A 17285-nucleotide genomic window follows, 5' to 3' on the forward strand; every position below is an offset into this window, starting at 1 on the left:
CGTCATGGACTCGACCTATACCATCATCATTGCTGATGACCATCCTCTTTTTCGCAACGCCCTGTTTCAGTCAGTTCATATGGCGATCAGTGGTGCGAACCTGCTTGAGGCTGATTCCCTCGATGCCTTACTGACTCTGCTAAAGAAAGAAGATGAACCAGACCTGTTGCTTCTCGACCTTAAGATGCCGGGTGCTAATGGGATGTCTGGCTTAATTCAACTGCGTGCTGAATATCCAGATTTACCGATTGTAGTGATCTCTGCCAGTGAGGATGCCAGCGTTGTCACTCAAGTAAAGAGCCACGGTGCCTTTGGCTTTATTCCTAAGTCGAGTGATATGCGTGAATTGGTCAGCGCACTCAATCAAGTGCTGAATGGCGACCCGTTCTTCCCTGAAGGACTGATCACCAACAATGCAGCCTGTAGCGACCTTGCGGAAAAGCTTTCCACATTGACGCCTCAACAATACAAGGTGTTAGGAATGCTATCGGACGGTCTGCTGAACAAGCAAATCGCGTATGAATTGAATGTTTCGGAAGCGACCATCAAGGCACATATGACAGCCATCTTCCGTAAACTGGATGTGAAAAACCGAACTCAAGCAGTTATCTTGCTACAAGAAATCCACAATTAAGCTTCGTTTACATCCTCTTCTAAAGTCGTCTTAGGCAAACATAAACCCAGCTTGACGACTTTATGATCATCTATATCTGCCACCACCCAAGTGATGTCATGCCACTCAAAGCTATCGCCTAATACCGGGTGTGCCCCAAGCTCTTGATCAACCAATTGCTTTAGCGTCATTTCTCGCTCTTCTTCCGAGCCAAGTTCAATACCATAACAATCGCTTACCGCAGCGACCGATAACCCAACATCTAAGAAGAAGTCACCAAAGAATCGAGCGGCTTCTTCTGCCAAAGGTGCCTCACTGAACAGCTCACTTAGGCTATTTAGATCTTTATCTTGACCAAGTACACAGAGAATATCGTTCGCCTCTAATATGGTACTGCCCGATGGGTGAAGCAAGGCATCTTGTCGAAACAGTGCGGTGATGCGCGTCCCTTCAGGCATCGATAAACGCTTGAGCGGTTCACCGACACACCACTTTTCCTCTTTCAGCTTGTAGACAAACATCTCCCACTCACTGGTCGGGTAAATCTCAATGCCGGTACGAGAAATCGGTGTCGGCGTTGGTGGTAAGGTCACTTTAGCGAGTCTCGCGACTTTCATTAAACTGCCGCCCTGAACAATCAGCGAAACCATAACCACGAAGAAGGCGATATTGAAATACAGCTGAGCATTTGGCAGGCCAGCCATCATCGGGAAAACCGCCAAAATGATCGGCACTGCACCACGTAAACCGACCCAAGAGACAAACCAGCGCTCCTTGGTGGTAAAGCTTCTGAACGGCAGCAAACCCAACCAAACCGACACTGGACGAGCAAACAAAATCATACCGAAAGCCAGTGCTAACGCAGGAAGTGCAATGTCCATCAATGTCGATGGCGTAACCAATAGCCCCAGCACCAAGAACATCACGATCTGGCTTAGCCACGTCATGCCATCAAGAACATTAAGAATAGAGTGTCGAGAGCGAGTTGGACGATTACCAATGAACAGACCGACTAGGTAAATCGATAAGATGCCACTACCACCAAGCATGTTAGAGAACGCAAACAGAGCCACGCCCCCACTGAGTACCAGAATGGAATAAAGGCCATCAGCCAGCTGTACTCGATTGATTAAGCTCCATAGAACCCAGCCGCCGCCGATACCAACAAGAGTACCGATACCAAACTGCATCGCAAAACTTTGCAGTAGGAAGTTCATTCCCATCTCAGCGTCAGGGTTACCTAACAGCGCAATTAAGGTCACCGTCAGGAAGACTGCCATTGGGTCGTTAGTGCCTGATTCGATCTCTAGAGTTGAACCCACACGCTCATTGAGACTTTGCCCTTTCAGCAAAGAGAATACCGCTGCCGCATCGGTTGAACCAACAATCGCCCCGACCAAGATGCCCTGCATTAATGACAAGTCAAACAGCCAAGCCGCCATTAATCCGGTTAAGGTTGCTGTACATGCGACACCTATCGTCGCCAGCGAGAGCGAAGGCCAGAAAGCGACCTTGAAGCTCGCCACCTTGGTTCGCATACCGCCATCCAACAGAATCACAGCAAGCGCAAGGTTACTCACCAAGTAAGTCAGTGAGTAATCATCGAAATGAATATTACCGGGTCCATCTTCACCCGCTAACATACCAACGAACAAAAAGATCAAAAGAATAGGAACGCCCAATCGAGAGGACACTTGTGAGAAAAGCACGCTGATGGCGATGAGTACGGCACCAGTCAAGAATAAGTGGTTAATGGTTATTGCGTCCAATTCGTTCCCCCAAAGAATAAAATCCGAGCTTTAAGCCTGTTGTTCTTCTGCCGTTTAGCAAGGCACGGTCGGTGAAAGTGCCTTAGTTACTATAACAAACTTATGTTTCGCTTCGTGTCATAAGCAGAGCTAAATACCGTTTCTCGGTCATTTAGTTGTTAAATTTTATGACTCGCAGTCTAATTCATCCCTTTTTGTTAGACCTTTGGCTAATTTAACAATACTGCAACATCACATTTTTCTATGGTTATGTCTCCTAGCTCCCATATTTCAGTACATTAGCGCTAATACCATCCCGACTAAAGTTGCACAGATCCCTTGACTTATCCTTGCTACATTCTAAATCGTAACATTACGTTAACACGCTATTTTACAAAACGGTTTCACAAAAACGGTTTCTACGAAAACGGAATAAAGGAGAAGGCAATGGCGTTCGAATCTACGGAACATGCTCAAGCCTACTGGAAGGAAAACTTGGGAATAATGGGAACACTACTCGCAATATGGTTTGTGGTGTCTTACGGCGCTGGCATCTTATTTGTGGATGTCCTCAATACCATTCAATTTGGCGGATTTAAGCTAGGTTTTTGGTTCGCTCAACAAGGTTCAATTTATACCTTCGTGGCGTTGATATTTATTTACGTTGTTCGCATGAATAAGCTGGACAAAAAATACAACGTACAGGAAGACTAGAGGCTAGAACATGGATATTCAAACTTGGACGTTTATTCTCGTCGGTATTACTTTCGCAGTATATATCGGCATCGCAATCTGGGCTCGCGCTGGAACAACTAGTGAATTCTACGTTGCTGGCGGCGGCGTACACCCAGTAGCAAACGGCATGGCAACAGCCGCTGACTGGATGTCGGCAGCATCATTCATCTCAATGGCAGGTATCATCTCATTCGTTGGTTACGACGGTGCGGTTTACCTAATGGGTTGGACAGGTGGTTATGTACTACTTGCGCTATGTTTAGCACCTTACCTACGTAAGTTCGGTCAGTTTACGGTTCCTGATTTCATCGGTGAGCGTTACTACTCGAAAACAGCACGTATGGTAGCGGTATTCTGTGCAATCTTCGTATCATTTACGTACGTTGCAGGCCAGATGCGTGGTGTTGGCGTTGTATTCTCTCGTTTCCTAGAAGTTGATATTAACCTAGGCATCATCATTGGTATGGGTATTGTGTTCTTCTACGCAGTACTGGGTGGCATGAAAGGCATCACTTATACGCAGGTAGCTCAATTCTGTGTCCTCATTTTCGCCTTTCTTGTTCCAGCAATCTTTACCTCAATCATGATGACGGGTAACCCACTTCCACAAGTTGGTATGGGTTCAACGCTATCTGGCACGGATGTTTATCTTCTTGATAAACTGGATGGCCTAACCGAAGAGCTCGGATTTACCGCCTATACCGAAGGTAACAAGAGCATGGTGGATGTATTCTTCATCTGTGCGGCTCTGATGGTCGGTACTGCGGGTCTTCCACATGTAATCATTCGTTTCTTCACAGTACCAAAAGTACGTGATGCTCGTATCTCAGCGGGTTGGGCACTACTGTTCATCTCATTGCTATACACAACAGCACCCGGCGTTGCAGCGTTCGCTCGTGTAAACATGATTGAAACGATTAACGGTCCTGACATGCAAGGTGTCGCAGCAGCAGACGCACCAAGCTGGTATAAAAACTGGGAAAGCACGGGCCTAGTAGGTTGGGAAGATAAGAACGGCGATGGCAAAATGTTCTACTCGGGCGATGAACGCAACGAGATGAAGATTAACCGTGACATCATCGTACTGGCTTCTCCAGAGCTAGCAAAACTACCTAACTGGGTTGTAGCACTACTCGCAGCCGGTGGCCTAGCAGCCGCACTATCAACAGCCGCAGGTCTACTATTGGTAATCTCAACGTCGATTTCACATGACTTGTTGAAGAAAGGATTTAGACCAAACATGACCGACAAGCAGGAGCTGTTAGCCGCTCGTTTGGCAGCCATGGTCGCGATTGTCGGTGCTGGTTACTTAGGTATTAATCCACCAGGTTTCGTAGCTCAGGTAGTAGCGTTTGCCTTCGGCTTAGCCGCAGCATCCTTCTTCCCTGCCATCATCCTAGGTATCTTCTACAAGAAGATGAACAAGGAAGGCGCTATTGCAGGTATGTTGTCAGGTATTGCCTTCACAGCAAGCTACATCATCTACTTCAAGTTCATTAACCCAGCAGCAAGCACACCGGAAAATTGGTGGTTTGGTATCAGCCCAGAAGGCATCGGTACGCTAGGTATGTGTCTAAACTTTGTAGTATCAATTGCAGTGAACAAAGTGACCGCTGAAGTTCCTGAAGATGTACAAGAGATGGTTGAGTCTATCCGTTATCCTAAAGGTGCTGGTGAAGCTCACGACCACTAAGAAGCTCGCGACTTAGTGACTAGGATAAGAAGTACTTAGAAAATGAATCAGTACTTACATTGTAGGGATTAGGTACTGACTCAAGAAAGCCGATACTTTATGTATCGGCTTTTCTTTTTTCCTGCCATTTTATAAAAAGACTAAAGAAAGGGTTGTTTTTAAATCCTCATTTGATAATAATTATCATTAACATCCATTAAAGAGATGCAAATGATGATGAAAGAGCAGCAGGTTCTCTATTCGAGATTTTACAAAGCACAGGATCGCTTTACTTCATTAGAGCAAGTTCAAGGTAACGAACCGTTTGTGATTCGAGACTATATCGAATGCGCACTGACGCTTTCGGCTTACTATGAAAAGCATGCCGCTCAAGAAAATATCCTGTTGTGTGAACTGTACCTACGCCAAGTTTTCTTTCATTTAATTGAAGCAATTGAGTCTCCTAACCACAGTTTCACCTTTCGCCATATCTGCCTAGACTCTATTCACTCTCCACTATTTTATTTAAAACGCCACTACCGCCAGCAACCGCACGGCCAAGCGCGTTTTTTGAATATCAGCCAGACACTACAACAAGTCCAAGCCCCACTTGGCTAACAAGGATAGAACATGACCCAAGAATTTCGGATTGAGAAAGACAGCATGGGCGAAGTTAAAGTTCCTGCCGATGCGCTATACCAGGCACAAACTCAACGTGCCGCGGATAACTTTGCGTTTAGTTCGCACAAGATGCCAACCCGCTTTATTCAAGCACTGGCGTTAATTAAGCAAGCCGCCGCCGATACCAACGCTCAATTAGGCTTATTAGAAGGTGATATTGCCAACGCAATTGCCGAAGCAAGCCAAGAGATCATTGAGGGTAAACACCTCGAGCAATTCCCTATTGATGTTTACCAAACGGGCTCAGGTACTAGCTCCAACATGAATGCCAACGAAGTCATTGCCACGCTCGCTTCAAGAAGCTTACAAGGCGACGTGAACCCCAATGATCACGTCAACATGGGTCAAAGCAGTAACGATGTCGTGCCAACGGCGATCCAAGTGAGCGTTGCTTTGATGACAGAAAACAAATTGTTGCCTGCATTAACTCACCTTTCTGCAGCACTTACCGTTAAACAGCAAGAGCTTGCTGAGGTAGTAAAAACAGGTCGTACTCACCTAATGGATGCGATGCCGATTACCTTTGCTCAAGAGCTTGGTGGTTGGAAGTTCCAGATTGAACACGCCAAGCAAGCCATTGAAAGCAGTTTGCCAGCAATCAAGGCGCTTGCTCAAGGTGGCACAGCGGTAGGTACGGGCATCAATGCCGACCCACGCTTTGCCGATAAGTTTGCGAGTAACCTGTCTCAATCGACAAAGATCAGTTTTACCTCGAGTGAAAACTTCTTTTTTAACCTCAGCAGTCAAGACGCGATCGTTGCGTTTTCTGGTCAGCTTAAAACTGCAGCAGTTGCGATCATGAAGATCTCAAACGATCTTCGTTGGATGAACTCCGGACCGCTGGCCGGCTTAGGGGAGATTGAGTTACAAGCACTGCAACCGGGCTCGTCTATCATGCCAGGAAAGGTCAACCCTGTGATTCCAGAGGCTGCAGCCATGGCGGCGGCGCAAGTGATTGGTAATGACACCACCATTACGATTGCAGGCCAATCGGGCAACTTCCAATTGAATGTAATGCTGCCTGTGATTGCTCATAACGTATTAGAAAGCATAGAACTATTAGCCAACAGCTCAGTCGCACTGGCTGATAAAGCGATTGCCACCTTCACCGTGCGCCAAGACAATCTCGACTTAGCGCTTTCAAAGAACCCAATTCTGGTGACGGCGCTCAACCCTGTGATTGGTTACCTAAAAGCAGCAGATATTGCCAAGAAGGCCTACAAAGAAGGCTTGCCGATTCTTGATGTGGCAGAAAGAGAAACCGATCTTAGCCGAGACGAACTCAGCAAACTGCTCAATCCGACCACACTGACACAGGGTGGTATTGCTGGTTAGCTAGTTATCTATCTAGTTAGTTAGTTAAAAAGCGAATAGGCATTAACAATCCTTACTGAAACAAAAAAGGCCTCATCCGAGGCCTTTTCTACATCCGTTCATTAATTAGCTCACCCGATTTAAGACCGCTCTGAGTTTTAGCGGCTTGACGGGTTTAGCGATAAAGCTGAAGCTATTGGCTTTTATCGCTGCCAGCATGTCATCGGTTCGATCAGCACTGATGATGACCCCTTCAAAAGAGTCCCCAAGACGTAAACGACACTGCTGCAGGACTTCGAGTCCAGTTCGACCATTATCCAAACGATAATCAGAGAAAATCACATCCGGCTGCCAACCATCATCTAGGCACTTCAAACTTTCAACTAGATCAACGGCTGTCTTAACCTCACAGCCCCAACGACCAATCAAGTTCTCCATACCGACTAAAATCTCTCGTTCATTATCGACACACAATATTTTCAAGTGCTCGATATCACTGGTCGCCATTGGCGTCGAAGCTTGTACAACCGGAGCCACCTTTTCAGCTCTCGCTAAGGTGATGGAAAAGACACTGCCTTGACCCGGCCATGAACGCATCGATATTTGATGACCAAGCACATGGGCAATACCTTTGGAGATGGCTAATCCTAGCCCTAACCCCTGATCAGCACGCACTTGGCTACCACGAGTAAATTCTTCAAAGATCTCTTGTTGCTTGTCTTCATCGATACCGGTTCCGTTATCCCACACATCGATTCGCACCTGACCATTCACTCGTCTCGCACCGAGGACCACTTTTCCTTCAGGGTTATAGCGAAACGCATTAGTTAAAAAGTTCTGAATCACTCGTCTTAATAATTTAGGGTCAGAATGAATGAACAATGACGATGGGATCATTTGAAACTGGATTTTTTGTTGTATCGCTAAAGCGCTAAATTCCGCATTCAAATTGGTTAGTACATCATGCACGGCAATCGCATGAATGTTGGTTTCTAACTTACCGGATTCCAAGCGCGAGATATCCAACAAATCACCAATCAGATCTTCAGCCGCACCAAGGGCACTCTCGATGTGGGATGAAAGCTGTTTGACCTCTTGTTCTTTGGCGACCTCAGATAGCGAAGAAGCAAACAAGCGGGCAGCATTCAATGGCTGCATCAAATCGTGACTCACAGCCGCAAGAAAACGACTCTTGGATTGTGATTCTTGGTCAGAGATTTGCGTCGCCTTTACCAAGCGATGATTCAGTTTTTCGAGCTCTTGAGTACGCTCATGCACTCTCGATTCCAAGCTTTCATTGGCATCTTTTAGCGCTTGCTCTGCTTGTCGGAATACCGTGATGTCGGTAAAGCTCATCACAAAACCACCACTTGGCATCGGGTTACCTTGCACTTCAATCACTCGACCATCAGGACGAATACGAGAAGAAGTATGTCGGGTGCCTTGTTCAAGGTGATAAACACGGCGGCGAACGTGATCTTCCGGGTCGCCAGGACCACACAAACCTTGCTCAGCATTATGACGAATCACATCTGAAATGGGTCGACCAACCTGAATCAAGCCAGCAGGGAACTCAAACAGTTCTAAGTAACGTTGATTCCACGCCACCAGCCTCATTTGCTTGTCGATTACTGCAATACCTTGGCCAATATGTTCAATCGCACCTTGCAGTAAACCACGACTGAAGTCGTACAGCTCAGAGGCTTCATCAACGATAGTCGCAACCTCTTCAAGCTGCATGTTTCTGCCTTGTAAAGCAGAAGTGAGTACTAACTTAGCAGACGAAGCACCGAACACCCCAGCAAGCACACGCTCTGCGTGTCTAATCAGGCTTGCGGGCGCTTGTTGATTAGGAAGTAACGGCTGGCCGTGTTGCTGCCAATAGCTGTGTAAGGCGCTTTTCGCTCGCTTGCGACCCACAAAACGCGATGCCAACATCTCTAATTCTGCGACTGTCACACGGCTCTGATAGAGGCTGATGTTCTCATTTTCAGGCAGTGGTGTACCAACAAATGCTGCCGATTGTAAGCGCTCACTTAGGCTTGGTCTGGTCGTCATCGAGACCACGGTATAACACAAAGTATTGAGCGTAATACTCAATACAATACCCCAGTTTGAGCTACTGATATCCCAGCTACTGAGCAATTCGGGTGGCGTGATTATCCATAACAATAGGTTGCTTTCGCTATCACCTGCCAACATGCTGGTTTGACTCATCAGGGTAATCAGCCAGATCACCGAACCGACAAGCAACCCGACATAGACACCCTTTCGGTTTCCGGGACGCCAGTACAATCCACCAATTAATGCAGGAGCGAACTGAGCAATCGCAGCAAAAGAAAGAAAACCAATCGCCGACAATGAATGGATAGTATCGAGGGCCTGATAAAACAACCAAGCACCAAGTAACAGCAGCAAAATTAACCCGCGTCGAATCACCAGTAACAGGCCAGAAAAATGTCGATGTGTTCTTTGGGTTAGACGCATACGGCGCAGCAGCAATGGCATCACTAAATCATTCGATACCATGATCGCTAATGCGATGGTCGATACAATCACCATGCCACTCGCTGCCGAAGTACCTCCGAGGAAAGCTAACAAAGCAATGTGATTCGCACCTTCCGCCATTGGCACACTGATAACATAAGTATCAGCTGGCATGTCAGTGAGCAACCCTTGTCCTGCCCAAGCAATTGGCAGCACGAACAGTCCCATCAAAATCAGGTAAAGCGGAAACAGCCAGCGAGCAGTATGCAAATCTTGAGGACGTTCGTTCTCAACCACCATGGTGTGGAATTGGCGCGGCAGACAGACAATCGCCAACATGGTTAAAACGGTATGAATAATTAAGGTCGGAATATTCGGCGATTCGTAGGTGGAAGCCGCCACATCAAGCAAGTCAATTTTGTCACTGCTCACCGCCAGGTACATGATGAACAAGCCAACAATCAAAAATGCCGCAAGCTTAACGATGGATTCAAACGCTACAGCCATCATCATGCCGCGGTGGTGTTCAGTGTTATCGATGTGTCGCGTGCCAAACAGCATGGTAAAAATGGCCAATGCACCGACAACAAACCAAGAGACGTGATAGTCCTGATAACCAAAATCAGTGGCTAGGTTTGGCGCAACAATATCTAAGCCCATGGTAATACCGCGTAATTGCAGCGCGATATAAGGAAGAATGCCAACCACAGCGATAATGGTCACCGCCACCGCTAAGCCTTGAGATTTTCCATAACGAGCCGCGATAAAGTCGGCAATAGAGGTGATGTGTTCACGCTTCGCGATGAGGATCAGCCGAGCTAAGATCCGCCACCCCAACGTGAAAACTAAAATAGGGGCGAGGTAGATGGGTAAGAATGACCAAGGATTGTTACTGGCCTGCCCGACCGTTCCATAGAAGGTCCAAGAGGTACAATACACCGCAATAGAAAGGCTATATATCCATGGACGCCAGCGTGATAGCCAACGAACTTGCCTGTCTCCATACCAAGCGATCAAAAACAACACGCCCAAATAGGCTAAAGAGACTGGAATTACTATCCATCCTTGCATTAAAAACCCTTTTTCATCCATAAAAAAACCTCTCCATAAGGGAGAGGTTTCATTTAACTAGGGAAGTGCGTTTAACTCAATCGCATCGCTTAAATTCTGTGCTTTAGGCTTTAATTCTGAGCATCAGATTGAGCTGAGGCTGTTTGATTAACCTCAACCACGGAGCTTCTTTCATCGACCTTAATAAACAAGGCAAGTGCTCCCATTGCGGCCATACCCCAGAAAATATTGGCACCCCAAAGCTCATATCCCCAACCACTTAAGGTGGTCATTAGTGCAATAAAGGCACCCAATGGAATCGCATTATAGAGAGCTTGTAGCGCAACCATCTTGTTCTGTTCTTCAGATTGGATGTATTGAATCGCTGCGATGTGTGCCATAGCAAACGTCACACCATGCAGCAGCTGCACCGTAACCAGTGCGAAAATCGCTGTGGTAGACGCGGTAATACCCCAACGAGCCATCACCCCAATTGCCGCTACCACGAACAGAGTACGCAGTGACCAACCAGAGAATAAGCGCTTACTTAACGCAAATACGGCCACCTCAGCGACAACACCAAGGCTCCACAAATAACCGATGATCGCTTCTGAGTGACCGGCTTCTTTCCAATAAATTGCACTAAAGCTGTAGTAAGCCGCATGGCTACCTTGCAACAGTGCCATCAAGGCTAAAAATTTCACCACTGACGACTCGCGCAGTAACTCACCTAGTTTTGGTCGCACCGCTTGTTGCTCAGATTGTGTTACTGGCATCACATTGGGATTTCTCATCGCAAGAATCAACGACAACAACACACCGGCAAGCGCAGTATACAAAATCATGTCAGTGCCGAATTCAGCCACTAGATAACCAACCACGGTTGAACCCGCGATAAAAGCAACCGAACCCCAAAGGCGAGTTCGGCCGTAGTCGAGCATCTTAAGACGACTGTAATGGTTAGCCATTGCGTCAGAAAGAGGAATGATCGGCCCACAACACAGGTTAAACAGTACCGTTGCCAGCAACATCAGTATAAAACTGCCACCCGTGAAAAAGTGGAAGCCTACAAACAACAGCGCGGCGAAACTCAAACAGCGTAAAGCTGGCATCAAGTGTTCAACTTTATGGATACGTGGCGTAATCACTAGGTTGGCCACACAACGCGTCGCAAAGCCGATACCAATCAATACACCAATATCACCAGCAGACACGCCTTGGTCTTCAAACCACAACGCCCAAAATGGCAAGTACACGCCATACGCAAAAAAGAAACCAAGAAAATACTGAGAGATCCAGCCATAGGGTGAAGGGCTAAACATAAATAACCTATAAAGTGTGCGGAAAAAGGCAGCACCAATTATGCCTATCTCGCATACGATGAAAAAGGGAATTATTACTGGGATGCTATTCCTATATTCAATTTACTTGGATATCGCATTTCAACGAGATATCTCAGGTTCATCGATACCCATACTCTCATTTAGACTAAAGTCGTCTGGAGCTTCGCTGGTATTTTGTCAGACTGATTAAAGACTCCCATTTCTTCTTGTGATGCTTATGCCTGACAAATTTAATATGCAGCACCCACCCTTCGATAGCCTGTCCGACACCGAACAGTTGAAGCTGCGCTCGTCATTAGACGTGGTGTATTACCGCTCTCAAGAAGTAATACTGGAAGCCGATAGGCCGAGCCGACATCTGCACATTTTGATCAAAGGCGCGGTTGAAGAGCGTGCGAGCAGTGATGGCGAGATTTACGCACACTATGCCAATGACGATATTTTTGATGTCCGAAGCCAATTTGAACCTCACGCCAAACACCAATATATCGCGCTCGAAGATACATTAAGTTATCTGCTGCCCACTGATATTTTTCTCGAGCTTTACCACGCCAATGGCCAATTCGCCGCCTACTTTGATAGTAACCTATCAACACGTAAAGCACTGATCGAAGCCGCCCAACAACAGCAGAATCTAGCCGAGTTCATATTGACCAAAGTGGATGACTCTATCTATCACCCACCACTGATACTTGAACCGAACCAACCTATCAACCAAGTCACTCAAACCCTTAAAGAACGAGGGTTGGACTCAGCTCTCGTTCATTTGGAACATGATGATCCAAAAGCTTTTGGATCATCATGTTCCTTACCGTATGGAATCGTCACTCGAACCAATTTATTGCATGCTGTGATGCTCGATAATTTCCCACTGGATGCGCCCGTCGGCAAGATCGCGACGTTTCCGGTGATGCACGTAAATCAAGGCGACTTCTTATTTAACGCCATGATTACCATGACCAGAAATCGGGTAAAAAGGTTGATGGTTTGTGATGGTCTAAATGCGGTTGGCATGGTGGATATGACACAGATCCTCAGTGCATTCTCCACTCACTCTCACGTTCTTACTTTGCGTATTGCGCGAGCCACCAGCATTGAAGAGTTGTCAATGGCCTCTAACAAACAGCGTCAACTGGTCGAGAGCTTGCTCAGTAACGGGATTCGCACACGCTTTATCATGGAGCTGATTTCTGCTGTTAATGAACAGATCATAGAGAAGGCTTTTGAGTTGGTGATCCCACCTGCACTGCATAATCATTGCTGCCTAATCGTGTTGGGTTCCGAAGGCCGTGGAGAACAAATTCTCAAAACCGATCAAGACAACGCGCTAATAATTCAAGATGGCTTGGAGTGGCATCAATGCCAAAGTGCCATGAACGATCTCACCCACACACTGCAGCAATTGGGCTATCCACTGTGCCCGGGCAATGTGATGGTCAACAACCCGAAATGGGTACATTCAGAAAAAGAGTGGAAACAAACGCTCACCCGTTGGGTAAAAAAAGCCACGCCAGACACTGTGATGGATATTGCTATCATGGCGGATGCACACGCCGTTGCGGGTAACAGAGAACTCTTAAAACCGGTCAAGCAGCACCTGAGTGATTTGATGCTCGGACAAGAATTGATTCTGACTGAATTCTGCCGCCCTGCTCTGAACTTCTCGGTTCCCCTCACCCTATTTGGCAATGTAAAAAAATCCAAATCAGGGCTCGATATCAAACAAGGCGGCATTTTCCCTATCGTGCATGGTGTGAGAGCACTTTGTCTTGAGCATGGTGTCACGGTCAACAATACCTTCGAACGCATTGAGCAGCTGGTCAGCAAGAAGGTATTAGAGCAAAGCACCGCAGACAATCTCAGTGAAGCTCTCAAACAATTCTTTAAGTGGCGCTTAGCCCAAAGGCTTTCTCAGCAGCACAGCAGCAACAAGATCAACGTCAAACTGATGGAGCGAGCAGACAGAGATCTACTTCGTCATAGCCTACATGTGGTGAAGAAATTCAAGCAATGGCTAGGTTACCACTATCAGATAAGAGATTAGGCGGCTGAACGATGAATAGATTGGTTCGTTATTACTGGCATCACAAGCTCAAAGGCTCTCCTTATCAGCCTCTGTTTGCTACGCCTACGCATAATGAATATGTATCGCTCGATTGTGAAACCACCAGCCTCGACCCTAATCAGGCGGAATTAGTCACTATTGCCGCGACAAAGATCATCGGTAACCGAATCATTACCAGCCAACCTTTTGAAGTTCGACTCAGAGCACCTCAGTCACTCGATTGCAATTCCATCAAAATCCACCGCATTCGCCATCAAGATCTAAAGCACGGTATAGAAGAGAAACAAGCCTTAATTGAGCTACTGAACTTCATCGGAAATCGTCCTTTAGTCGGCTATCACATCCGCTATGATAAAAAGATTCTCGACCGTGCCTGTTTAAAACAGCTTGGATTTCCACTGCCTAACCGATTAGTCGAAGTGAGCCAGCTCTACCAAGACAAACTCGAAAGGCAGCTACCCAATGCCTATTTTGACCTCAGTATCGATGCCATCTGTCGTCAGCTTGATTTACCTATCCCGGTCAATAAACATGATGCATTACAAGATGCTATCTCCGCTGCGCTGATTTTTGTTCGCCTAAAGCACGGCGACTTACCGCGCTTCAACTCTTCGTATACCTAATTCAACTACTGCCTTTCCACATAGAGAGCAATCTCTCAAAAATGAACTTAACTCGCTATTTTTTAAGTGAAAAGCGGCGTCTCATCCTAAAGTCTAATTGTGGAAATCGCCGTCCTAGCCGAGAGTGATAGCACAACGACGGTTCTGTAATAGACCTAGAAACTGAACACAAAGGAAGTTGCCAGTTCATTAGGAATGTAGGCACAAGGAGAGATGCAATGAGTGAAGCCCACGTTTATCCGGTAAAAGAAAATATTAAATCAACCACACACGCGGATAATGACACTTACCTAGCCATGTACCAGCAATCTGTTTCTGACCCTGAAGGCTTTTGGGGTGAACACGGAAAAATCGTTGATTGGATTAAGCCTTTCACACAGGTAAAAAACACCTCTTTCGACCCTGGCCACATTGATATTCGCTGGTTTGAAGATGGCACGCTTAACGTTTCGGCTAACTGTATCGACCGCCACCTTGCTGAGCGCGGTGACGAAGTCGCTATCATCTGGGAAGGCGATGACCCGGCTGATGACAAAACACTAACTTTTAATGAACTACACAAAGAAGTGTGCCTGTTTTCAAATGCTCTAAAAGAGCAAGGCGTACGCAAAGGTGATGTGGTTTGTTTATACATGCCAATGGTTCCAGAAGCTGCAGTTGCGATGCTGGCATGTACCCGTATCGGTGCGGTTCACACAGTCGTATTTGGTGGTTTCTCACCAGAAGCACTGTCTGGTCGTATTATCGATTCAAATTCTAAAGTCGTGATCACTGCCGATGAAGGCGTGCGTGGCGGCCGTGCAGTTCCACTGAAGAAGAATGTGGATGAAGCACTAACGAACCCTGAAGTGAAAAACATCGAGAAAGTTGTCGTATTCAAACGCACCGGCGGTGATGTTGCTTGGCACGAACACCGCGATGTGTGGTGGCATGATGCTATCGCAAATGTATCTGCAGATTGCCCACCAGAAGAGATGAACGCAGAAGACCCACTATTCATCCTTTATACGTCAGGCTCTACAGGTAAACCGAAAGGTGTTATGCACACCACAGGTGGCTACCTTGTTTATGCAGCCATGACCTTCAAATACGTATTCGACTACCAAGAAGGCGAAACCTTCTGGTGTACAGCAGATGTGGGCTGGATTACTGGTCACACTTACCTTGTTTACGGACCGCTTGCCAATGGCGCAAAAACAATCCTATTCGAAGGCGTGCCAAATTACCCGAACACAAGCCGCATGAGTGAAGTGGTCGATAAGCATCAAGTTAATATTCTTTATACTGCACCAACGGCGATTCGCGCTTTGATGGCAAAAGGTAATGAAGCGGTTGAAGGGACTTCTCGTGACAGCCTAAGAGTCATGGGCTCGGTAGGTGAACCTATCAACCCTGAAGCGTGGGAGTGGTACTACAAAACGATTGGTAATGAGCAGTCTCCGATTGTCGATACATGGTGGCAAACAGAAACGGGCGGTATCTTAATCTCACCACTGCCGGGCGCAACAGACCTAAAACCGGGGTCAGCGACTCGCCCATTCTTCGGTGTACAGCCCGCGCTGGTTGATAACATGGGTAACATCATTGAGGGTGCAACAGACGGCAACCTTGTGATTCTTGACTCTTGGCCAGGCCAAATGCGTACCGTACATGGCGATCATGACCGTTTTGAACAGACTTACTTCTCAACCTTTAAAGGTATGTACTTTACGAGTGATGGTGCTCGTCGTGATGAAGACGGTTACTACTGGATTACGGGTCGTGTGGATGACGTGCTTAACGTATCAGGTCACCGTATGGGTACCGCTGAGATTGAATCGGCTCTAGTGGCGTTTGATAAGATTGCTGAGGCCGCGATTGTCGGTATTCCTCATGATATTAAAGGCCAAGCCATTTACGCTTACATCACGTTGAATGATGGTGAGTTCCCAACTGCAGAGCTTCATAAAGAAGTGAAAGACTGGGTACGTAAAGAGATTGGTCCTATCGCAACGCCAGATGTCCTGCATTGGACAGACTCTCTGCCAAAAACTCGTTCGGGTAAGATCATGCGTCGTATCCTGCGTAAAATTGCCACCGGCGATACTGGAAACCTAGGTGATACCTCGACGCTGGCCGACCCAAGTGTGGTTGATAAACTGATTGCAGAGAAAGCTGAACTGGCATAAGCAACCCATCACATTAGCTAATCACTGTTTAAAACAGACCATAATGAAACCGTCACCTATGTGGCGGTTTTTTTATGGCCGATCTTGATCTCAAATATCTTCGATAAAATTAAAGCAATCGTGGTTTTTTGTTAAGTTGATAACAATTCCATGCTGTACTTATAGGAGATTAGACCAGTAAATTGCTGCGATTTGCGCTGAATTAGCTATAATCTGGTTCTAATTTTTAAATTTGGGTTTTTCTTACTGGAAATTAACCCCAAATTTTCAATAAAATGGCAACATTCACATTCGTAAACACGATAAAGGAAGATAGCCCCACAATGTCTACAAAGTTTCGCATTCTAGTTTTAAATGGCCCAAACCTTAACCTGTTAGGCCTTAGAGAGCCTGCACACTACGGTTCTCAAACACTTGACCAGATTATTAGCTCACTGACCGAGCAAGCGAAAACACAAGATGTTGAGCTGTCTCACTTACAATCAAATCGTGAGTATGAACTGATTGAAGCTATCCATAGTGCTTATCAAAATGTTGATTTCATTATTATCAACCCAGCGGCCTTCACACATACCAGTGTGGCGTTGCGTGATGCACTACTTGGTGTTGCTATCCCATTTATTGAGGTTCACCTATCGAATGTTCACGCACGTGAACCATTCCGTCACCACTCTTACCTATCTGATAAAGCAGAAGGTGTGATTTGTGGCTTAGGTGCCCAAGGTTATCAATTTGCTTTGACGGCTGCGCTCAACAAGCTCAACGCAAAGTAAATAAAAACAACGA

At 46.5% G+C, this 17285-nt stretch carries 12 protein-coding genes; 9 read left to right on the forward strand and 3 right to left on the reverse strand.

Annotation, left to right across the window (positions count from 1 at the left end; translation table 11 throughout):
* Positions 1–4 precede the first annotated feature (4 nt).
* A complete protein-coding gene (locus AC3CHU_RS00940) occupies positions 5–634 on the forward strand; it encodes a response regulator transcription factor (protein ID WP_004729724.1) in 630 nt (209 codons plus the stop codon).
* Here AC3CHU_RS00940 and AC3CHU_RS00945 read toward each other — a convergent pair.
* A complete protein-coding gene (locus AC3CHU_RS00945) occupies positions 631–2382 on the reverse strand; it encodes a potassium/proton antiporter (RefSeq protein ID WP_054548239.1) in 1752 nt (583 codons plus the stop codon). The two genes, AC3CHU_RS00940 and AC3CHU_RS00945, sit on opposite strands and share 4 nt — an antisense overlap.
* A gap of 426 nt (positions 2383–2808) precedes the next feature.
* Between AC3CHU_RS00945 and AC3CHU_RS00950 the strand changes: the two genes are divergently transcribed.
* The 4 genes from AC3CHU_RS00950 to AC3CHU_RS00965 all read left to right on the forward strand — a co-directional run bounded on the left by AC3CHU_RS00950 (position 2809) and on the right by AC3CHU_RS00965 (position 6784).
* On the forward strand, positions 2809–3075 hold the full coding sequence (locus AC3CHU_RS00950; protein WP_004729726.1) for a DUF4212 domain-containing protein: 267 nt from the start codon (positions 2809–2811) through the stop codon (positions 3073–3075).
* Between the two features lie 10 nt (positions 3076–3085).
* On the forward strand, positions 3086–4789 hold the full coding sequence (locus AC3CHU_RS00955; RefSeq protein WP_054548240.1) for a sodium:solute symporter family protein: 1704 nt from the start codon (positions 3086–3088) through the stop codon (positions 4787–4789).
* Positions 4790–4999: 210 nt separating this feature from the next.
* Complete coding sequence (locus AC3CHU_RS00960) at positions 5000–5386, forward strand: hypothetical protein (protein ID WP_081009021.1); 387 nt, start codon at positions 5000–5002, stop codon at positions 5384–5386.
* 12 nt (positions 5387–5398) lie between these two features.
* Entirely contained in the window at positions 5399–6784 is a 1386-nt protein-coding gene (locus AC3CHU_RS00965; RefSeq protein ID WP_488524947.1) for a class II fumarate hydratase, read from the forward strand.
* Positions 6785–6889: 105 nt separating this feature from the next.
* On the opposite strand, the gene AC3CHU_RS00970 is transcribed toward AC3CHU_RS00965, so the two are convergent.
* Positions 6890–10321: a hybrid sensor histidine kinase/response regulator gene (locus AC3CHU_RS00970; RefSeq protein ID WP_488524948.1), complete on the reverse strand. Its 3432-nt coding sequence runs from the start codon at positions 10319–10321 to the stop codon at positions 6890–6892.
* 110 nt (positions 10322–10431) lie between these two features.
* A complete protein-coding gene (locus tag AC3CHU_RS00975) occupies positions 10432–11622 on the reverse strand; it encodes a 3-phenylpropionate MFS transporter (protein WP_114634087.1) in 1191 nt (396 codons plus the stop codon).
* Between the two features lie 232 nt (positions 11623–11854).
* Here AC3CHU_RS00975 and AC3CHU_RS00980 point away from each other — a divergent pair, with 232 nt between their 5' ends.
* From AC3CHU_RS00980 to aroQ, 4 genes are all read left to right on the forward strand, one after another.
* The gene (locus AC3CHU_RS00980) at positions 11855–13687 is read left to right on the forward strand and encodes a DUF294 nucleotidyltransferase-like domain-containing protein (protein ID WP_488525464.1); all 1833 of its coding nucleotides are present in this window, start codon (positions 11855–11857) and stop codon (positions 13685–13687) included.
* 11 nt (positions 13688–13698) lie between these two features.
* Positions 13699–14331, forward strand: coding sequence for a 3'-5' exonuclease (locus tag AC3CHU_RS00985; protein WP_004729733.1), 633 nt, complete (start codon positions 13699–13701; stop codon positions 14329–14331).
* Positions 14332–14549: 218 nt separating this feature from the next.
* Entirely contained in the window at positions 14550–16499 is a 1950-nt protein-coding gene (acs, locus tag AC3CHU_RS00990) for an acetate--CoA ligase (RefSeq protein ID WP_004729734.1), read from the forward strand.
* Positions 16500–16822: 323 nt separating this feature from the next.
* A complete protein-coding gene (gene aroQ / locus AC3CHU_RS00995; protein WP_004729735.1) occupies positions 16823–17272 on the forward strand; it encodes a type II 3-dehydroquinate dehydratase in 450 nt (149 codons plus the stop codon).
* Positions 17273–17285 lie beyond the last annotated feature (13 nt).

It is taken from the genome of Vibrio sp. QJM3NY_39 (assembly GCF_057785895.1).